The sequence below is a fragment of the Flavobacterium sp. B114r genome, assembly GCF_056824125.1.
Map to the genome: position 1 here is coordinate 1,733,978 of NZ_CP124858.1, position 22,058 is coordinate 1,756,035.

Sequence of the window (22,058 nt, forward strand, 5' to 3'; positions counted from 1 at the left end):
AAAATGGCTTTTGACGAAAATAACGCACAAAGAATAAGAACATTTCTCCAGCACAAAGAAGCTGACTTTTTCGAAAAGAAAATGTTTGGTGGCCTTGTTTTCATGGTAGATAAAAAATTATGCTGCGGAACTCGACTTGACAAACAAACAGGAGAAAATCTTTTACTCTGCAGAATCGATGATAAAGCTTACCAAGATGCTTTAGAAAGAGATGATATTATACCAATGCCAAATGCCGAAAGGCCAATGAAAAACTATATTTTTGTCACAGAAAATGGCTGGCAGAGAAATCCGGATTTAGAGTTTTGGCTACAGATTTGTTTAGAGTTTAATCCCATTGCAAAAGCAAGTAAGAAAAAGTAACAACCGAAATTGTTTATAATATAAATAAATCCCGGCGGGATGTAATATTTATAGAATTAACGATATTTATGGAAATAAACCCCATCGGGGTGATATATTGATACGACAATAACATATCGCGGTAGCTTTGGTTGAATGAAGAATCTAAAGCTAGAAATATTACATTCTTCCAGAGCTTAATACACCTAAAGTAGTAAACTCAGCACCTTAAAATCTTAGAACTTTAGCCACTTAAAAAAAAACTTAGAACCTCACAATCTTAGCACCTTAGAAACTTTAAAAAACACTTGCAATTGTTGAGTCTATGTCTTTACTTTGCACTGTTCTTAAATTTATTGAAAGTTATCACGAAAGGCGGAGGGAAAGACCCAATGAAACCTTAGCAACCCTTTATCATAAAGAAGGTGCTACATTCTACTTTATACTATTCTTAGTATCAAAGATAGATAACACAAATACATAAAAGTATTTCTCAAAACACTTCCTGACAACCATACAATATTATTTTACTGAATTCAGTATCATGAGCGAATCATTGACGCATTTTTTCTGTCAATCGTTCCCGATTTTCGTTGCAATCTTTTGCTTTTTAAAGAAAAAAGCAAAAGGATTTCCACTTCAAACGGAGTTCAGTGAACTCCTATGAAAATAGAAATTAAGTGAAGTAATCGGGGCTAGATAGTCATCAATAGTGAATTCTTGGAATTAATGTGAATAAAAACAGCGTATCCTAACAGGTTTCAAAAACCTGTTAGGTATTATATATTCAAGATAAAGATTATAATTAAATAAAAAACTTAGCATCTCAGCGCCTTAGCGTCTTAGTAGCTAAAAGATGAAAGTCATGGCAATAACAATTCAGGAAGCAATTAAAAAAAATATCCTAATCCTTGACGGAGCAATGGGAACCATGTTGCAGCGCTATAATTTCTCCGAAGAAGATTTTCGTGGAGAGCGTTTCAAAGATTTTCCGCATCCGTTAAAAGGAAACAACGATTTACTATCCATAACACAACCACAAGCCATTCGCGATGTCCACGCCGCTTATTACGAAGCGGGTGCAGACATCGTAGAAACCAACACATTCTCAGGAACCACAATTGGTATGGCCGATTATTTCCTTGAAGAGTACGTTTACGAATTAAACTACGAATCGGCTAAACTTGCCCGTGAAGTAGCTGATGAATTTACAGCCAAAAACCCAAACAAACCACGTTTCGTTGCGGGATCAATTGGGCCAACAAACAGAACCGCAAGTATGTCCCCGGATGTAAACGATCCGGGTTATAGAGCCGTAACGTTTGATGATTTGCGAATTGCTTACAAACAACAAGTAGAAGCTTTAATGGATGGTGGTTGCGATTTACTATTGGTAGAAACCATCTTTGATACTTTAAATGCCAAAGCAGCACTTTTTGCAATTGAAGAAGTAAAAGACGACCGAAATATTGATATTCCAATCATGGTTTCAGGAACGATTACAGATGCTTCAGGAAGAACACTTTCCGGGCAAACGGTAGAAGCGTTTTTGATTTCAGTATCGCATATTCCGTTATTAAGCGTAGGATTCAATTGTGCTCTTGGAGCCGATTTATTGAAACCATACTTAAAAACATTGGCACAACATACTAGTTTTAATGTTTCGGCACACCCAAATGCAGGTTTACCAAACGCATTCGGACAATATGATGAAACCCCGGAACAAACTCAGGCTTTCATTAAAGAATATTTAGATGATAATTTAATCAACATTATAGGTGGTTGTTGCGGAACAACTCCGGATCATATTCGATTAATTGCTGAAGTTGCGAAGGATTATAAGCCACGTGTGGCGCCGGTATTTGAATAATAATTATAACTATGAGAGTATTTCTATTTCTATTAGTCTTCTTTTCTTTTGCTGCAACTGAGAAATTTTATGCGCAAACTGCAGAGATACATTTTGAAAAAGGAAAGGAAAGCTACGAAAGAGAGGACTATGTAAATGCTCTTATTGAATATAATAAAGCAATAGAAATTAATCCGAATTATTCAAGAGCATATTGTGGGATTGGTATTATAAAAGCGAAAAAAGAGCAATATAAAGAAGCTATTGTTGATTATAATAAGGCAATTGAACTTAATTCCAAATATATAAATGCATATTTTAATAGAGGAATAGCAAATAAATTTCTAAAGAATTATAAAGAAGCAATAAATGATTTAAATAAAGCTATACAATTAAATAATGATGATTTAACCAATTTTCCTGATATGTATTATTCTGAAAGAGCTTCAGCCAAAGCTGAGTTTAATGATTACGGTGGGGCGATAACTGATTATAATAAAGCAATTGGGTTTAGTAATAAAGACGCTGATTTATATTATAGCAGAGCAATTGTAAAGTATAATGCCAGTGATGCTACAGGATCAATAGCAGATTATGATAAAGCAATTGAACTTAATCCAGATTTTACCAATGCATATTATAATAGAGGGCTGATTAAATATAATAATTTAGATTATAAAGGAGCTATTAGTGATTTTAGTAAAGCGAGTGAATTAAGACCTGACTTTTCAAGACCTTATTCTGCTAAAGGAGATGCACTTTCTAAATTAGAAAAATACGATGATGCAATTGTTTATTATGATATAGCGATTAAACAAAGTCCGGATCGTGCAGAGTTTTATCATAATAGAGGGTTGAGTAAATTAAAATTAAATAAAAAAGAGGAAGCTTGTTCTGATTTTCAAAAAGGAAAAAAATTAGGAGGAAAATCTTCAAGTGAAGCAGTAAAAGCAATTTGTAATTGAATAAATTACTAAACCAATAGGTGAATGTAATATAATTAATTACTGTTTGTTCAATATTTATTTTCTCCAAGAATTTTGAGAAATATATATTGAAACCAAAAAACTTCTGCTAGCGCGAGCTTCTAGCTCGTGCACGCAAAGAAAGATATTATTATAAGATTTTAAAATTTACAATTGAAATGTGCACGAGCGTGACGCTCGCGCTAGCAAAAGAAAAAAGACAATTAAAATCTCGGAGAATCATAATTTTTTTATGAAACCGAGATTGCGTGAGGGATAGAAGTGAAAAGCCCAAAGATCAATGTAGTGATAACGAAATTGGTCGAGGACTTGTAACGGATAGCCCGGTTCGCCGCGGCGAAACACGCCCAAAAAGATATAATGAAGATAAAAGGCCTTAAAACCTTATAAAAATAGAATTGAAAAACTCAGAACCTAAGCAACTTAGGAACTCAGTAACTTAAAAAGAAATGGCAGAAAAAAGAAGAGACCTTGTATTAGCAGGATTAGAACCGTTGATTATTACGCCAACTAGTGTTTTTGTAAACATTGGAGAACGTACGAATGTTACGGGTTCAAGAAAATTCCTTCGCTTAATCAAGGAAGAGAAGTATGACGAGGCACTTGATATTGCAAGACAACAAGTAGAAGGTGGAGCACAAATCATCGATATTAATATGGATGAGGGAATGCTTGATGGTGTTCAGGCAATGACAAAATTCCTGAATTTAATAGCATCAGAACCGGATATTTCGAGAGTGCCGATTATGATCGATAGCTCGAAATGGGAAATCATTGAAGCAGGTCTAAAAGTAGTACAAGGAAAAAGCGTTGTAAACTCGATCTCTTTGAAAGAAGGAGAAGAAGCCTTTATTCATCACGCAAAATTAATCAAGCGCTACGGAGCTGCGGCTATTATCATGGCTTTTGATGAAGTAGGTCAGGCCGATAATTTTGAGCGTAGAGTTGAAATCTGTCAGCGGTCGTATGATATATTAGTCGATAAAGTTGGATTTCCACCTCAGGATATTATTTTCGATTTGAACATTTTTCCAGTTGCGACCGGAATGGATGAACATCGTTTGAATGCGATTGATTTTTTTAGAGGTACAAAATGGGTTCGTGATAACTTGCCACATGCACATATTAGCGGTGGAGTAAGTAACGTTTCGTTCTCTTTTAGAGGAAACGATCACGTTCGTGAAGCGATGCACTCCGTGTTTTTATACCATGCAATTCAGAACGGAATGACAATGGGAATCGTGAATCCGGAAATGCTTTCGATTTACGATGATATCCCAAAAGATTTATTAGAACACGTTGAAGATGTAATCTTAAACAGACGTGATGATGCGACAGAACGTTTATTAGACTTTGCTGAAAACGTAAAAGGCGAAGTAAAATCAGATGAAAAAGCGATTCAGGAATGGCGTTTAGGAACGGTTCAGGAACGTATAACACATTCATTGGTAAAAGGAGTTGATGCTTTTATTGAAGAAGATGTTGAAGAAGCGCGTTTGGCTGCCGTAAAACCTATTGAAGTTATCGAAATCAATTTGATGACAGGAATGAATGTCGTTGGAGATTTATTCGGAAGCGGGAAAATGTTCTTGCCTCAGGTAGTAAAATCGGCACGTGTAATGAAAAAAGCCGTGGCGTATTTGTTACCTTACATTGAAGCAAGCAAACAAGCCGGTGACAAATCTGGAAATGGAAAAATATTGATGGCAACCGTAAAAGGTGACGTTCACGATATTGGTAAAAACATTGTTTCGGTAGTTTTGGCCTGTAACAATTATGAGATTGTAGATCTTGGTGTTATGGTGCCTCCGGAAAAAATTATTGCGGCAGCTATTGAACATAATGTTGACATTATTGGTTTAAGCGGACTAATTACGCCTTCGCTTGACGAAATGGTGTATCTGGCCAAAGAATTAGACAAACAAGGAATTAAAATTCCGATTATGATTGGTGGAGCAACCACTTCGCGTGCGCATACTGCCGTGAAAATTGCGCCTCAATATAGAGAAACTGTAATTCACGTAAACGATGCTTCGCGTGCCGTTACGGTTGCAGGAAATCTATTAGATCATAACCGAAAAATATATGCAAGTGATATTCGTGCTGACTATGATGCGTTTAGAGAAACGTTTTTGAATCGTTCGAGAGATAAAAACTTCCTGACGATCGAACAAGCACGTAAAAACAAATTACAATTGGATTGGGCTGAATACACGCCAACAAAACCAAAATTTATTGGTAAACAAATTGTTGAAGTAGAGTTAGATGTTTTGGTTCCGTATATCGACTGGACACCCTTTTTTAGAACATGGGAATTGTTTGGGAAATATCCGGCAATCTTAACGGATGAGGTTGTGGGTGAAGAAGCAACTTCGGTTTTTGCAGATGCACAGGAAATGTTGAAAGTGATTTTAGCAGAGAAAAAACTAACTGCAAAAGGTATCTACGGAATTTTCCCTGCGAATCAAATCGATGATGACGATATCGAATTGCGTGATGAAAACGGAAAAGTGTTGGAGAAATTCTTAACGCTTCGTCAGCAATCACAAAAAACAAAAGGAGCACCAAATATCGCTTTGTCTGATTTTATCTTACCAAAAGATTCAGGAATTACAGATTATATAGGAGCATTTTGTGTTACAACCGGTTTTGGTGTTGACGAATGGGCAGCCGAATTCGAAAAAGATCTGGATGATTACAATTCGATTATGGTAAAAGCATTAGCGGATCGTTTTGCTGAGGCTTTCGCGGAATATCTGCACGAAAAAGTACGTCAGGATTTCTGGGGTTATGATCCTCAAGAATCACTTTCGACAGAAGATTTGATCGAAGAAAATTACAAAGGAATTCGTCCTGCGCCAGGTTATCCCGCATGTCCGGATCACTTAGAGAAACCAACAATCTGGAAACTCTTAGATGTAGACAAGGAAATTGGAGTAACCTTAACAGAAAGTATGGCAATGTGGCCGGCATCTTCAGTTTCAGGATATTATTTCGGGAATCCAAAAAGTAAATACTTCGGACTTGGGAAAATAAAAGAAGATCAAGTAGTAGATTACGCCAAACGCAGAAGCATTTCAACAGATAAAGCCATGAAATGGCTAAACCCTAATATAGCAGATTAGCCCCCTAACCCCGAAGGGGGAAGAGAAAGGCAGAATAAAATAACACAAACCTGATGACCCCTTTCAGGAATTCCCCCTTCGGGGGTTAGGGGGCTGACTATGAAAGTAACACAACATATAGAAAACGCCAAAGGAAATACATTATTCTCATTTGAAATTATTCCGCCTCAAAAGGGGAAAAGCATTCAGGAATTATACGATAATATAGATCCGTTGATGGAGTTTAAACCACCGTTTATTGATGTAACGACTTCTCGCGAGGAGTATATTTATATAGATAAAGGCAACGGACTTTTGGACAAAAAGCTAACTCGTATGCGTCCTGGAACGCTTGGAATTTGCGCTTCTATAAAACATAAATATAACGTAGATACCGTTCCTCACGTACTTTGCGGAGGTTTTACCAAAGAAGAAACTGAATATCTTTTGGTAGATTGTAACTACTTAGGAATCGACAATATTATGGCTTTGCGTGGTGACGCTATGAAAGACGAACAATATTTTATTCCAAAAGCTGGAGGAAATGACTATGCGATTGATTTGGTAAAACAAATCAGTTTATTGAATCAGGGAAAATACCTTCACGAAGTCATGGATGCTGATAACAAAGCTGATTTTTGCATTGGGGTTGCAGGTTATCCTGAGAAACATTTAGAATCTCCATCATTACAATCAGATTTAAAAAGACTTAAAGAGAAAGTAGATGCCGGAGCTGATTATGTGGTAACACAAATGTTTTTCGACAACTCAAAATATTTCAAGTTTGTAGAAAAAGCCAGAGAAATGGGAATCACAATTCCTATTATTCCAGGAATCAAGCCAATTGCGGTTCAAAGGCATTTACAGGTTTTACCTCAAATTTTCCGTATTGATTTACCAGAAGATTTAATTCATGCTGTTGATTCATGCAAGAATAATGCAGAAATCAGACAAGTAGGAATCGAATGGGCAATCCAACAATCATTAGAATTAAAAGCTGCCGGAGTTCCTGTTTTGCACTATTATTCAATGGGGAAATCAGAGAATATTCGTCAGATTGCGAGCCATCTTTTTTAAGAGTTTTTGTGTGATATTTCCACAATATTGTCATTTCGACGAAGGAGAAATCACACTAGAAGATCGACAAAGATTGGTGATTCTAGGTACGGAGTTTCGTGTGTGATTTCTCCTTCGTCGAAATGACAAAACTTTGAGAATAACGGGATTTATTATCAATGCGGTTGCTTCGTTCCTCGCAATGACATACAGTTTGGAATTTGGTCCCGATAGCTATCGGGATTAATTGGAATTTAAAATTTTATGAAACAAGAAGAATTACAAGCAATAGCTTCTCAATTCAAGCATCCAACGGGAGAAAAGGGAATCGAAATGGCAAACATGATGAATGAAACCAACATCAACATGACGCATCATTCGATTCAGAATCTACATATAGAAGAAGCAAATACAATTCTGGAATTAGGTCACGGTAACGCTGGACACGTAGAATTCATTTTCGAACAGGCTGAAAACATTAAATATTACGGACTTGAAATGTCTGAATTAATGTTTCAGGAAGCACGCCAGATCAACAGAAATTATGTTTCTCAAAAACAAGCTTTCTTTTCGATTTATGACGGAAATCTAATTCCGTTTGAAGAAAATTTATTCAATAAAGTATTTACAGTAAACACCATTTATTTCTGGCAGGAACCTGAAAAATTGCTTTCGGAAATCTACAGGGTTTTACAGCCAAAAGGAATCTTGTGTATCACTTTTGCCGAAGAAAGTTTTATGAAACAACTTCCTTTTACTCAATTTGAATTTGAACTTTACAGCACAGAAAAAGCTGAAATTTTAATTGAGAAAACATCTTTCAAAATCATCAACAAAGAAACGCTCACAGAGAAAGTAAAAAGCAAAACCGGCGAATTGGTCGATAGGGCTTTTACAACTTTGGTTTTAGAAAAGTAGTGATCATACGAATCAAGGATCAAAGCCTTTTCTTTGTGCAGTTAGGCACTAAATGTTGGTAGAAATCATGAATTGAAATCCTTTTAATCTGTGGCAAAAAAAAAATAGTACTCTTTTTTTTTAGTAATTTAATTGATTTTTATTTTGCGTTTCTTTATTCCAAATTATAATACGATTAAATTATGGAGGTTAAAAAAATCAATTTTCTAAAAAGTTATAGTAGTGTATTATTGCTTTTAGGCGGTATCATAATAGGAAGCATTTTCGGATTAGTTTTTAAAGAAAAAGTTGCTGTTATAAAGCCTGTTGGAGATATATTTCTGAACTTACTTTTTACAGCAATTATTCCGCTTGTCTTTTTTACTATAACTTCTTCAATTGCTAATTTGGAGAAAACAGAAAAACTAGGAAGATTGTTTGTTGTAATGATTGCCGTTTTTTTAGGTACACTTCTTATTTCAGCAATCGTAATGATTATAGCTGTTTCCCTATTTCCTATTCATGAAAATATTATAATTACTAAAATCCCGTTGGAGAATATCCAATCCGGAAGTGTTGGTGATCAAATTGCCCAATTGCTTACGACCAATGATTTCTATGAATTGTTATCGCGAAAAAGTATGTTGGCACTTATTATCTTTTCATTTTTGATTGGATTTGCAACTTTGCAATCTGGAGAAAAAGGCAATACTTTCAAAAGTTTTCTGGATTCAGGAAATGAGGTCATGAAACAGCTTTTGAACATGATTATGAAATTAGCACCAATTGGCCTTGGAGCTTATTTTGCTTATCAGGTTAGTTATTACGGACCACAATTATTTGGAGTTTACGCCAAGCCGTTAGGTGTTTATTATGTTGCTTGTATTTTTTACTTCTTTGTGTTTTTTAGTTTGTATGCTTTATTAGCAGGAGGTAAAAAAGCTTTTGTCGTTTTCTGGAGCAATAACATTACGCCTTCATTAACCGCAATAGGTACTTGCAGCAGCATTGCTACAATTCCGGCGAACCTCGATGCAGCTGAAAAAATGGGTATCCCAAAACATGTCCGCAATTTGGTTATTCCACTAGGGGCGCCTTTGCATAAAGACGGTTCAAGCATGTCTTCTATCTTAAAAATTACGTTTCTTTTTGCCATGTTTGGCAAAGATTTTACAGAACCTTCAACTATACTTTTAGCATTAGGAATTACGATAATTGTTTCGATTGTCGAAGGAGGAATCCCAAATGGCGGATATATTGGAGAAGTTTTAGCCATTACCGTTTACGGATTACCAATGGAACAAGCTTTGCCTGTAGCTATGATCCTTGGAACTCTCGTTGACCCAATTGCTACTTTATTAAATGCTAATGGCGATGTGATTTCTTCTATGATGGTCTCTCGGTTCTCGGAAAAAACGAAGTGGTAAAAAACTAATTATACCTCAACAATAAAAATCAGTATTAATCCGCTTAATCTGTATCATCTGTGGGCAATTTCTACAGGTGGTTTGAAGTAAGCATATATAATTTATTTAAAATGAATTCAATACTTCAACATGATCTAAATGATCTTGAAAACATACTTAATCAGGCCAAACAACAAGGATTAGATTTCCTTAATAATCTTGAAAATATTCCTACTTCAAGTAAAAATAGAATTGACCCTACTCGAAATTTAAGCGAATTAGGTTTAGGATCTTTGGCTGCTCTAGAAGAATTTAAAGAAAGATTATTGCCTTTGATAGTTGCTTCTCCTGGGCCTAGATATTTAGGATTTGTAACTGGAGGTTCAACACCAGCGTCGATTGTGGGCGATTGGCTGGCAACAGTATATGATCAAAATACGCAGGCTGTACATGCTCAGGGAGGAGTTTCGGCCTTGATAGAATTTGAAACTATAAATTTATTATTACAATTGTTAGACTTGCCAAAAACATTTTCAGGTGGTTTTGTAACAGGGGCAACAATGTCAAATTTTACTTGTTTAGGAACAGCAAGACAATGGGTTTGGAGCACAATTAGGAAAAGATTTTGCAAAAAACGGAATAACTGAAACCATAAATATCCTGACTGCTACACCACATTCTTCTTCTATAAAAACATTGTCGATGTTAGGTATTGGAAGTAATAATTATACAACAATTAAAACTATTGAAGGCAATCGTGAAGCAATTGATATAGCTGATTTAGAACATAATATTCAAAATTTAAACGGAAAACCTTTTATTCTGATTTCAAGTGCCGGAACGGTTAATACTGCAGATTTTGATGATTTTGAAGCCATTGCAAAACTAAAGGAGAAATATACTTTTTGGTGGCATATTGATGCTGCTTTTGGTGGATTTGCTGCTGTTTCAAACAAATTCAAACATCTTGTCGAAGGCTGGGAAGGTGCAGATAGCATCACTATCGATTGTCATAAATGGCTCAATGTACCTTATGAAAGTGCTTTTTATCTGATTAAGGAAAAACATATGAATCTTCAAATAGAAACTTTCCAAAATTCAAATGCGCCTTATTTAGGAAATCCGTTAGAGAATTTTAATTACTTAAATGTACTGCCTGAAAATTCTCGTCGTTTACGAGCTTTGCCTGTTTGGTTTTCGTTATTAGCCTACGGAAAAGAAGGGTTTCAGGATATTGTCGAGGATAGTGCAGCATTGGCATTACATTTTGCAAATGAACTTATTGAAGAGGATAATTTTGAACTTCTGGCTCCAATTCGGCTGAATAATGTTTGTTTTACTTTGAAAGGAGATCATAATCAGCAAAATGTAAGTCAGTTTTTGACCAGTTTAAATGATAAGGGAAAAGTTTTTATGACCCCAACTGTATATCAAAATCGTAAAGGTATCAGGGCTTCTTTTGTAAACTGGCGTACGACAGAAAATGACATAAAAATTATAATAGAAGAACTCAAAGAGACTATTTTAGATTTAGACATATAAAATAGACCAAATTTTTTGAAGCCCGCTTATACTGTAAGCGGGCTTTTTTTATGTTTTTTTATCTTTTTGCATTTAGTGATGCATTGAGATTTAACTTCATTAATAATAAAAATTAAGCAAATGTTAAGTTTAATTTAATTATTTATTAAGATTGTCAATTTTTTTTACAAATATCTCTCTTTTAAAGTTAATTAATATTCTTATTTAGAATAATTAAAAATAGTTAGGAAAAACTATTCTGAGTAGCTAATTTTGTTGCAAATTTAATTTTCAAATCAAAAATTTAAATGATGCAAATAAGCAGATTATTACTCTTGATCACGATTGTCTTTACTTCGCTTCAAGGATATTCACAAAAAAATAAAGTAAACCTAACCGGAGTTGTTTTAACAAATCTTGGCAAACCTGCTGAAGGTGTTTCAGTATCGTTTAAAGGAACAACTTATGCTACGCTAACAAATAGTAAAGGGGAATATAGGATTAGTGCAGAAACAGGTGATTACATTTTATTAATTACCAATGTTGGTTTTAAAACAACAGCAGCAGCAGTTTCTTTGAAACAAGGTGGAAAACCTACTCAGAATATTACAATGGAAGAGGATATGGCCGCTTTAAGTGAAGTTGCTGTAACAGGAAAATCTAAAGTTCAGAGAGCCCGCGAACAGGCTTATAATATTACTTCGGTAGATCTGAAAAAAATCTACAATACCTCAGCCGATTTAAATCAGGTTTTGAATAAAACAACAGGAGTTCGTATTCGTGAATACGGAGGATTGGGATCTGCCTTTAATTTTTCATTAAATGGATTTTCAGGAAATCAGGTTAAATTTTTTCTGGATGGAGTGCCAATGGATAGTTATGGCTCAGCTCTTACACTGAATAATATTCCGGTAAATATGGCTGAAAGAATCGATGTTTACAAAGGGGTCATTCCTATTGAGTTAGGTGCAGATGCTCTTGGTGGTGCAGTTAATATTGTAACCAACAAAAATGTGAATCGTTATATCGACGCATCATATAGTTATGGTTCATTTAATACGCACAGAGCTGCAATTAATACGAGGTTTTCTGGTCGCGACGGATTTATTGCCAACATTAATGCTTTCGCTAATTACTCAGACAATGATTATAAAGTAGATGTGAGTATTGTAGATAAAAACACATCGAAGTTTTTACCGGAACAAAAATACAAACACTTTCACGATGCTTATAAGTCGGGAACTATAATGGCAGAAGCAGGATTCAAGAACAGAAGTTTTGCAGATTATTTGCTTGTTGGTTTTGCTATGGCGGGTAACAAAAAAGATATTCAGCAAGGAAGAACCATGCAAAAAGTCGTTGGACAAGCCTTTACAGATAGTAACAGTTTTATTACCTCTTTAAAATATAAAAAAGACAACCTTTTTGCAAAAGGATTATCGGTAAATATTAATTCGACTTACGCTTTAGTAAACAGTCGTTCTATAGATACTTCTTCCCGGGTTTATGACTGGACAGGAAATTATGTCTACAGACAATTTGCAGGAACAAATGATAAAGGAGAATTAGGAAATAAAACAATGTACGTCTACGATGAAGAAAATGCACAAGTAAATACAAACCTGAAATACCAATTAAATGACCAGCATTCTCTGGCAATAAATTATTCCTATTTGGGATATAAGCGTAAAGCAACGAATGAGTATTTAACAATAGTTGATCTTGGCGAGCCAACAATTAATAAAAACATTTTAGGATTAGGCTACAATTTTAGTGGTTTAGACAATCGATTAGCGATTACGGCTTTTGGAAAAATGTTTGGTTTAACTACTGAAATGATTGCTAATAATGTAACTCAATCTACTTCATCGACAAATTATGGTTACGGATCTACAGCAGCTTATCGTTTATCAGACAAATTTCAGATAAAAGGATCTTATGAACATGCTTATCGTTTGCCGTCGGCTGTAGAGATGTTGGGAGATGGGTTGACCGTAAACAGTAATATAGGATTAAAACCTGAAAGTAGTGATAATGCTAATTTAGGTTTGGCATTTTTGACTCAGAAAAACAAGAATCAGTTTAGTGCAGAAACGAGTTTAATCTATAGAGAAGCAAAAGATTTTATCAGAGAAAAACAAGACGGAGACAGAACGGTTTATGAAAATCTTCAAAATGTACAAATTACAGGTATTGATGGAGTTTTAAGATATGGATATAAAGATTTAGTGACTTTTGAAGTAAATGGTACCTACCAAAAAAGTCTGAACAAAAACAAGTACAAAACAGGAACAAATAGTCCTGATGCTCTTTATGACGCGCAGTTACCAAACGTTCCAATCTTCTACGGAAATGCAGATTTGACTTTTAATTTTAAAAATATCAAGTACAAAGACGATAGGCTTTCTCTTAATGTGAGTGCCAATTATATAGATGCATTTTACCTGACCTGGCCGGTATTAGGTTCATTGGAAACTAAAAGAGCAATTCCTGAACAATTTACAGAAAACGCGATGGTGTCTTATTCTTTTTTAAATGGGAAATACAATCTGGCTTTTGAGTGCAGAAATATTACAGACGTAAAAGTGTACGACTATTTTAAAGTTCAAAAACCAGGACGTGCTTTCTCTGTTAAGTTCAGATACTTTCTTCAGTAATTAAATTTTAATAATAACCCTTAATACATATAATGATGTTTACAAACAAATTTCAAAAATGCTTTGCGTTGGCAATATTAGCATTAACTACTTTTTCTTGTAGCAGTGATGATAATGCAACAAAAGAAGAACCAACTACAACTAATTCTAAATATATTGCTTCATATTGGCTAGACGATTACACTCAGTACATCTTAGATTTTAATTCTATAGATAAGTTAATGACCGGAGAAATCAGTGCAAAAGGTGTGGGAATTGAGCAAGGAGGAAGTTGTTTTCCTGCAAATAATACTTTTTTTGCCTTAAGTACAGAAGATGAAGGATCAGTTTCATTTCATCTTAATAGCGCAGGAAAATTGGTGCAGGGCGGTAAACTTGCTTTCGAATCCTCATATGCTGTTGGGTATACTGATGACAAAAAAATGATCAATATTGGAGCAACCTGGGATGGTAGTTCATCTGATTATGAATTGATGATTTACAATCCAAATACAATTTCTATAGATGCTCGTAAGTTTAATGATTTTGTAGTATCTCCTGAAAATAAAAAAGTGTTATACTGGCCAACAGGAGCTGCGGTTTCAGGAGATAAGCTTTTTGTTCCGGTATATATCAAGGATGTTACGGACGGGACAAATAAAATTTTATCATCTGACGCTACAGTACGAGTTTACAAATATCCTTCTTTAGAATATGTAACTACAATAAAAGACGCCAGAACAAATGCAATTGGGCTTTATTATACCAATACAGGAATTGTTCAGACAGAGTCAGGAGACATCTATACTTTTTCTTCTAATGCGAACGCAGGTGGTTATCCGCCAACAGCTGTTTCTTCTGGAGTTTTACGTATCAAAAAAGGAGATGCTAAGTTTGATCCGGGTTACTTTTTTGATATTGAATCAAGTACTCTAAAAGGAAAAGTTCTTGCTGCATACCCATTAGGAGGAGAAAAAGTTTTTATTTCTTATATTCCTAATTCTGTTGATACTAAAGATACTTATTACAGTTTCTTAAGTACACAAACAATCTTTAAATCTGCAATTCTTGATCTGGCAGCAAAAACAATCATACCAGTTACAGATTTACCTGATCACGGTGGAGATGAATTTTTTGGGTTAGGAAGTATGTATGTAGAAAACGGAAAAGCATACAAAAGTTTTGTAACAGGTAAAGAAGCTCGTGTTTATCAAATAGATATTGCAACTGGTACAGCAAAAGCCGGAGCACTTATCAAAGAAGGTCTTTACTTGCCTGCAATTGCTAAACTTACTTTCTAAGTAACTATATTTTTTATGGCTTGAGGTATTATTTAATTAATGCCCAAGCCATTTTTTTTAATTTTTGTTGCCTGTCTAAAAAGCATTACTTTCCAAAATTACAATTACAATGAATATTTTTAAAAGTCGTACCAGTAAACCACCTAATAAAGGAAAATCCCGTTTTAGTAAAATTAATGCCTGGCTGCATTTGTGGCTAGGATTAGCGTCAGGAATAATCGTGGTCATTATGGGAATTACCGGTTGTGTCTTGGTTTTCGAACACGAGATCAAAGAATTGACATCGCCGTATTTAAGTGTCGAAGCCCAAAGTCCGGATAAATTATTGCCACCTTCAAAAATCTATGCAGCTGTTCATAAAGCATTACCCAATAAAGAAATTCATGGAGTTTGGTATAATGGTTTAGATAAATCAATTAAGGTCGATATAGAATCGGATTCGTTGATTTATGTAAATCCGTATAACGGCAAAATTACCGGAATGGTGGATCATGAAGATTTCTTTCATATTATGGATGAAGGGCATCGCAATCTTTGGCTGGAGCGCAATATAGGATCACAAATTACAGCCTGGGCAACTTTTATTTTCTTCTTTTTATTGATAAGCGGCTTGATACTTTGGTTTCCTAAAAAGTGGAACAAAACCACCAGAAATACTAGTTTTAAAATAAAATGGGATGCGAAGTTCAAACGTCTGAACTATGATTTGCATAATGTTATGGGATTTTATACGCTGATCTTAGCAATGCTTATTGCTTTTACAGGAATGTTGATGAGTTTTCATTGGCTAAGAGAAAGCACGTACTGGATCAGTGGTGGCTGGGCAGACGAAAAAGAGAAAAAGGAGCAAGTCATTGCCGTTAAAAAAGATACTTTATCCCGGCAACAATTAGATAAATTGGCTGCTGCTGATTTTATATGGAAAAAAGTTCGAACAGAAATTGCTACAGAGAATAAGGAAGCCGTAATCATTCATTTTCCGGATGATCCTCAAGAAGATATTTATGCCTGTACAGATATGAATAAAGGCGTTTGGAGAGATTTATACTTTGATGCTAAAACACTCGAGCTACTCCCAAAGTCTCATAAATATATTGGAGATGAACGTTTCTCAAATTGGTTAATGCGTTCTAATTACAGCCTACATATTGGTGCGATAGGAGGATGGCCAACAAAGATTATTTATTTTGCGGCTAGTTTAATTTGTGCCAGTTTGCCTATTACGGGTTTTTATATCTGGTGGGGCAGAAAGAAAAAGCAGAAACCCAGAGTTTAATTTGGGATCTATTTTACTTGTTATTGTTAGTTAGTTTAAAAGTCTTTTGTGAGAAGTAATCTTCTTCAAAAGACTTTTTTGGGTTTAAAAAGTAAAGGGGAAAGTATCAATTCAAAACTAATATGATTGTCAGACTCAGCGAAGTCCCACATGCTGCATCACTTTGCGGGACTTCGACTTCGCTCAGTCTGACAATATTGTGTATAAACCAATAACATAAAAACAGTGTAAACCCATTTAAATCCGTGTCATCCGCGGCCCATGTTCACTAACATGGGTTAAATTTATTAAAACAGAAAGAGCCTGCTAACTACAACAGGCTCTATTCCATCAAAAAAAAAACAAAAACAAGGGGAAACTAAAGATTCAAAATATTAGATTCTATAAGTAAAGGCTATTGTTGCAATACGATTATCAAGATCATATCTTTTATCGATGCTTGTTTGTGCAATAACCGAATTGATATGGAAATTATTAGTGTTAAAAATGTCAGTAATATTAAGTTTGATGTTGCCTTTTTTAGCTAGTACTTGTTTTGAGATCCCGATACTGAAATCAAAAAATGGATCTCTTTGATAAATACCAAGATTTGATTTTGATTGGTACTGCGCGTTTGCTTCGGCTTTCCAGCTTTCTGTGATTGTAAAGGAGTTTTGCACGCTAAGATTCAAAGTAACAATTGGTTCAATTTTGTCTGTATTAACCACATTGCCCATAAATTTATTTTCGAAAATATTGAAAAGTGTATTTACAGACCACCATTTATAAATTTCGGCAGTATTGGTGATGTTAACTCCGTAATTATACGATTTGTCAACATTTATTTGAGAAGTTACCGTAGTATTGTTATCCGGATTATAGACATAGACCTCAGTAAATATATCTTTGGTCTTGCTGAAATACAACGACGCCATAAAGGCACTTTTCCAGGCATAGCCAATTTCTGCCGAATGTGTGATCTCAGGAACTAAATTTGGATTTCCCTGAGAGTAGTTAAACGAATCATCATAAAAACGAAACGGGTTCAGATCGAACTGGCTTGGTCTGTTGATTCTTTTGCTGTAGGAAGCATGCATCGAATGATTGCTGCTCAATTCATACTTCATAGAAACACTCGGAAACCATTTTAGATAATCGTCCTTATGTTCTTCATTCAGCGTTTTTTGTAAAATATTTATCGCAGTATATTCAGAACGTAAACCAGCCTGAATATTGAACTTTTCCATTTGGTATTTATAATTGGCATAAGCCGCATAAATTTGTTCCTTATATTCAAAATGATTGGTCGAATTAAGGTCAACAATCCATTGGTTGTTGTCATTGTATTCGTAAACAGATGGATTGTCATTGTTCTTTACGCTGGCTTTAAAACCCCATTCAACAGATTGTTTTTCGTTAAGCGGATTTGTAAAATCAACTTTTCCTGTAAAAACTTTTAATTGAGACGGAATAAAACCTCTCCTGTCATTAATATTATTTGTGCTTAGAGGATCTATATTCTTTGCACTCTGAAACTGATTCGATCTGAATTTTGAAGTTTCATATTCAAAATCAAAAGACATATTTTTTCCCTCGGTATTAAATTTATGAACTCCGGAAAAAGCATATGTATAATCATTCCATTTCTCTTTGCTGTCATTATAAGTCGCGGCATCAAATTGTACCTGATCCATAGCATTTATTAAAGTATTTCTACCATTGGCAATATTTTGATAGCGTCCCAATTTTGCATCAACATAAAATTCTAAATTGGTTTTAGCAAAAACTTCATAAGTAGTTCCTATTTTAAAATTGTTAGAAGTCAGTGGCTCATCCGTAGTTGAAGTTTGATGATTATTTGTCAAAAGCGTTTGACGGGTTGCATCAGTATATTGATTCTGGTTGAATTCTTTGCGTTCTTCTTCACCCCTAAAAGTATAGCTGTAGTTTCCGTAAACGCCAAATTTATCTTTATTGTAGCTTAAGTTGGCACCGGAGTTGGTTCTGTTTTTTCTGCCTCTTCCGTAATTGGTAAAAACAGTTCCTTTAAGCCCGCCCGCATTTGGTTTCTTTAAAATAATATTGATAATTCCGGCTTTTCCCGTTGCATCATATTTAGAAGACGGATTCGTAATTACCTCGATTTGTTTGATGTTTGATGAGGTTGTTGATTTTAAATAATTAGCAAGTTCCTTTTGCGAAAGCTGCGTCAATTTGCCGTTGATCATTACGCCAACACCTTGTTGTCCGCGAATCGATAATTCGCCATCCTGAGAGACTACAACGCCCGGAGCACGGGATAAAACATCTAATGCTGTTCCGCCTTCAGACACAATGCTATTTTCTACATTAAAAACCAATCGATCTGATTTTTGAGTATATAAAACTTTCTTTTTTGTAATTACAATCTCGTCTAATGCATTAATCGAAGTTTCGACAATACTATCAGTTTCTTTTTCTGTCTGCGAGTAACCGTAGACCGAAAAGGCAAGCATAAGAGATGTTATAAAATTCTTCATGATATGTGGATTTGTTTTTGGAGTAAGGGTTTTAATGTGATTTTAAATAGAAAAGAATCAATACAATCGTCAAGGTTTTAAATAGAATCTCTACTTTAAAACAATTTGTTCCAGTTTATCAGAAAATATTTTTCGAACATGTGCCAGGCCTTTAAATAGCTTATGAAATTTGATTTTGATAAGGCTGAGTATAGAGAACATTAGAGTGGTATTTTTGAAGTTTCAGTTTTCAAATATAACACTATTTATATTAAGTCTAAATAAATATAGTTAAAATTTACAACGAAAAACCTAAATAGTTGATAATTAAGGATTCGTGATATGGCGAAAAAAGAATAAATTGTAGACAAACAGTGTAATTGGGGCGAAAACCCTAAGAAAATAAGGTGCTGAGGTTTTAAGGAAAAGGAGGGATACTAAACAATATTTAACACAAAAAGCCAATTCTTTTAAATAAAAAGAATTGGCTTTTGATGTAAACTGAGACCGTAAACTGAGACCGTAAACTGAAAACTTACTTAGTAATTTCTCTAAAAACAGCTTCCAGATTTTTATTTTTCTGATTGAGTTGTAATGTTTTTAAGCCATTTGCATTTGCAAAGTCAAAAATTGCAGGACGCATATCTTTTTCGGCAACAAATGTCAATTCCCAAGTCATATCGTGGATATTTTTGTATGAAGTAATGTTTTCCAGCCTTGCTAACAGTTGTTCTTCGATCTGATAATCAAATTCTACTTCGATTACTTGTTCTTTGTTTTCAGATACCAAATGATCCAGTTTTTTATCGGCAACAATTTGTCCTTTGTCAATAATAATGACACGATCGCAAATCGCTTCGACTTCCTGCATAATATGAGTAGATAAAAAAACCGTTTTATCTTTTCCCACGTTTTTAATTACATTTCGAATTTCCATTAACTGATTCGGGTCGAGCCCAGTAGTTGGCTCATCCAGGATCAAAACATCAGGATTATGCAATAAAGCATTGGCAAGTCCCACACGCTGGCGATATCCTTTAGACAATTGCCCTATTTTTTTATGACTTTCGGCTGACAGTCCTGTCAGTTCAATAACTTCTTCGATTCTTAATTTAGGAACCTTATAAACATCGGCATTAAAAGCCAAATACTCACGAACATACAAATCAAGATACAATGGATTATGTTCCGGTAAATAGCCAATAGAACGTTGAACCGCCTTGGTATCCGTCATGACATCATGACCATTTACAAGGGCCGAGCCGCCATCTGCAAGTAAATACGTAGTCAAAATTTTCATCAGGGTAGATTTTCCTGCTCCGTTTGGACCAAGAAATCCAACAATTTCGCCTTTTTGAATCGAGAACGAAATCGAATTTAGTGCTTTCTGAGTTCCGTAACTTTTTGATATGTTGTTTACTTCTATCGACATGACTTTTTATTTGCTACAAAAGTAAACAGAAATAGTTTTGATTACTAAATTTTGTCTTTCAAAGAATTGAATTTAAAATTGAATTCTCAGTAAACAGTGGCATCTTTATTGTTAAAGGACTATTAAAATTAATAAATATCACAATGAAAAAAATGTTAGTCGTTCTTGCATTGGCTATGGTAAGCTTTGCAAATGCTCAAAAAGGGTCTATTTTAGTAATGGGAAGTATTGAGTACAATTCTCAAAATGTATCAAATTCAGGTTCTGAAACTAAAGCGAATTCTTTTGGTTTTGCTCCTAAAGTAGGATACCAATTTCACCAAAACTGGACTGCAGGTATCGAGGCAGGTGTTGGAACTACAAAAAGAGAATTTGGTAATACGGAGAACAAAGTAAATAATTTCTCATTAGGTGGTTTTTTACGTTATTCTATGCCTTTAAATCAAACTTTTTCTGCTTATGCTGATTTAGGAGTTGGTTACCAAGACAGAAAAATAACGAATACTGTTGGGAATACTTCTACTATTAATAAAGGAGACGGATTTTATGTTGGAGTTACGCCGGCAATTTTCATCAATGTTAATAAAGGATTTGGTTTAAACTTCAATATTGGAGGTTTAGGTTATAATAACTTAAATTATGACGGAAATAACGGAAACGGAGATAACGTTAAAAACTTTAATTTCACTTTCGGAAAAGCATTTTCTGTAGGGATTTCAAAGAATTTCTAAGTTTTAGAAATATATTTCAATTTCGAAAAAGCATCCGCCGCGGCGGATGCTTTTTTTGTTTTAAACTATTTTGTATACAGAAGTTAAGTCATTGTTTTTGACTTGTTTCGTTGAGGGTGATTGTTTTAACAAATTGTTAATAAATGTGTTGCAGTTCGATACTGGTATTTTAGTTGTTGTGTTTAAGTAAAATTTAAACACATATTACATATGAAAAAAATGCTACTTATTCTTGCATTGGCTATGTTTAGCTTTGCAAATGCCCAAAAGGGAACTGTTTTAGTGGGCGGAAATATTGGTTATTCCTCTGAAAATATTGATCAGGAAGTCGAGAGCAGAAAATCAAATTTATTTAGTTTTTCTCCAAAAGTGGGTTATCAGTTTCATGATAACTGGACAGTTGGTGTTGAATTTGGATTGTCTTCATCAAAATCTTCACTTTCTTTACTAAATAATAATTTAGGAGAATCAGAATCAAAATTTAATACTTTAAAAGTGGGAGCATTTTTGCGTTATACCATTCCTTTGAGTGAAACTTTTTCAGTATTTGCCGATTTGGGAGTTGGTTTCCAGAATCAAAAAGACAAAAGTTATAATACTGGGGCGCTTGTTTCAACTAGTAAAGCAGACGGTATATATGCCGGAATAACTCCGTCTCTTTTTATTAATATGAAAAAAGGTTTTGGCCTAAACTTTAGTATTGGTGGTTTAGGGTATGAAACATTAAGCTTTGATACTAGTGATACTAATGTTCGCACATTCTATTTCAATTTTGGAAAAACAGTTAATATTGGAGTTTCTAAAAACTTCTAGTATTAGCTAGATATTCTATTGCAAAAAAGCATCCGCCGCCGCGGATGCTTTTTTTGTTGTGTGCCCAGCATGGGCGATAACTCTAGGGTGTAAGTCCCGAACACGCCTTTACAGTGGGAAGTGTTAGCTGAATGCAAGGGTGTCCATCGCGAGGTGGAATCTGAAGGAAGCAGTAGGCAAACTCTTGACCTGACGAACAGAAACTATATAAAAGGCCAAAGATGTTTGGAT

Annotated in this window: 14 protein-coding genes, 1 pseudogene and 1 riboswitch; of the genes and pseudogenes, 13 read left to right on the top strand and 2 right to left on the bottom strand. The window is 34.7% G+C overall.

Features of this window, described 5'->3' with window-relative positions:
- The first annotated feature begins 3 nt into the window (after nucleotides 1–3).
- The 11 genes and pseudogenes from QLQ94_RS07675 to QLQ94_RS07725 all read left to right on the top strand — a co-directional run bounded on the left by QLQ94_RS07675 (nucleotide 4) and on the right by QLQ94_RS07725 (nucleotide 16,374).
- The gene (locus QLQ94_RS07675) at nucleotides 4–363 is read left to right on the top strand and encodes a TfoX/Sxy family protein (protein ID WP_271338529.1); all 360 of its coding nucleotides are present in this window, start codon (nucleotides 4–6) and stop codon (nucleotides 361–363) included.
- 339 nt (nucleotides 364–702) lie between these two features.
- Nucleotides 703–816: riboswitch (SAM riboswitch) on the top strand.
- A 391-nt stretch (nucleotides 817–1,207) separates the two neighbouring features.
- The gene (locus QLQ94_RS07680) at nucleotides 1,208–2,212 is read left to right on the top strand and encodes a homocysteine S-methyltransferase family protein (protein ID WP_271338530.1); all 1,005 of its coding nucleotides are present in this window, start codon (nucleotides 1,208–1,210) and stop codon (nucleotides 2,210–2,212) included.
- An 11-nt stretch (nucleotides 2,213–2,223) separates the two neighbouring features.
- Nucleotides 2,224–3,156: a tetratricopeptide repeat protein gene (locus tag QLQ94_RS07685; protein ID WP_271338531.1), complete on the top strand. Its 933-nt coding sequence runs from the start codon at nucleotides 2,224–2,226 to the stop codon at nucleotides 3,154–3,156.
- Nucleotides 3,157–3,626: 470 nt separating this feature from the next.
- On the top strand, nucleotides 3,627–6,302 hold the full coding sequence (metH, locus tag QLQ94_RS07690) for a methionine synthase (RefSeq protein ID WP_271338532.1): 2,676 nt from the start codon (nucleotides 3,627–3,629) through the stop codon (nucleotides 6,300–6,302).
- A 99-nt stretch (nucleotides 6,303–6,401) separates the two neighbouring features.
- Nucleotides 6,402–7,358 (top strand): methylenetetrahydrofolate reductase [NAD(P)H], encoded by a 957-nt coding sequence (gene metF, locus QLQ94_RS07695; protein WP_271338533.1) that lies wholly within the window; start codon nucleotides 6,402–6,404, stop codon nucleotides 7,356–7,358.
- Nucleotides 7,359–7,601: 243 nt separating this feature from the next.
- Nucleotides 7,602–8,255: a class I SAM-dependent methyltransferase gene (locus QLQ94_RS07700; RefSeq protein WP_271338534.1), complete on the top strand. Its 654-nt coding sequence runs from the start codon at nucleotides 7,602–7,604 to the stop codon at nucleotides 8,253–8,255.
- 182 nt (nucleotides 8,256–8,437) lie between these two features.
- Nucleotides 8,438–9,661, top strand: a complete 1,224-nt coding sequence (locus QLQ94_RS07705; protein ID WP_271338535.1) for a dicarboxylate/amino acid:cation symporter — start codon at nucleotides 8,438–8,440, stop codon at nucleotides 9,659–9,661.
- 110 nt (nucleotides 9,662–9,771) lie between these two features.
- Nucleotides 9,772–11,182, top strand: a pseudogene (locus tag QLQ94_RS07710) (pyridoxal phosphate-dependent decarboxylase family protein).
- Nucleotides 11,183–11,469: 287 nt separating this feature from the next.
- Entirely contained in the window at nucleotides 11,470–13,818 is a 2,349-nt protein-coding gene (locus QLQ94_RS07715) for a TonB-dependent receptor (protein ID WP_482499456.1), read from the top strand.
- 68 nt (nucleotides 13,819–13,886) lie between these two features.
- A complete protein-coding gene (locus QLQ94_RS07720; protein ID WP_271338538.1) occupies nucleotides 13,887–15,098 on the top strand; it encodes a DUF4374 domain-containing protein in 1,212 nt (403 codons plus the stop codon).
- Between the two features lie 109 nt (nucleotides 15,099–15,207).
- Nucleotides 15,208–16,374, top strand: coding sequence for a PepSY-associated TM helix domain-containing protein (locus QLQ94_RS07725; RefSeq protein ID WP_271338539.1), 1,167 nt, complete (start codon nucleotides 15,208–15,210; stop codon nucleotides 16,372–16,374).
- Between the two features lie 374 nt (nucleotides 16,375–16,748).
- Here the strand turns inward: QLQ94_RS07725 and QLQ94_RS07730 are convergent, their stop codons facing one another.
- Nucleotides 16,749–18,872, bottom strand: a complete 2,124-nt coding sequence (locus QLQ94_RS07730) for an outer membrane beta-barrel family protein (RefSeq protein ID WP_271338540.1) — start codon at nucleotides 18,870–18,872, stop codon at nucleotides 16,749–16,751.
- A gap of 514 nt (nucleotides 18,873–19,386) precedes the next feature.
- On the bottom strand, nucleotides 19,387–20,283 hold the full coding sequence (gldA, locus tag QLQ94_RS07735; RefSeq protein ID WP_271338541.1) for a gliding motility-associated ABC transporter ATP-binding subunit GldA: 897 nt from the start codon (nucleotides 20,281–20,283) through the stop codon (nucleotides 19,387–19,389).
- A gap of 143 nt (nucleotides 20,284–20,426) precedes the next feature.
- Between gldA and QLQ94_RS07740 the strand changes: the two genes are divergently transcribed.
- Nucleotides 20,427–21,014 carry an outer membrane beta-barrel protein gene (locus QLQ94_RS07740; RefSeq protein ID WP_271338542.1) on the top strand — a complete coding sequence of 196 codons (588 nt, stop codon included), beginning with the start codon at nucleotides 20,427–20,429 and terminating at the stop codon, nucleotides 21,012–21,014.
- 210 nt (nucleotides 21,015–21,224) lie between these two features.
- Nucleotides 21,225–21,827: an outer membrane beta-barrel protein gene (locus tag QLQ94_RS07745; protein WP_271338543.1), complete on the top strand. Its 603-nt coding sequence runs from the start codon at nucleotides 21,225–21,227 to the stop codon at nucleotides 21,825–21,827.
- Nucleotides 21,828–22,058 lie beyond the last annotated feature (231 nt).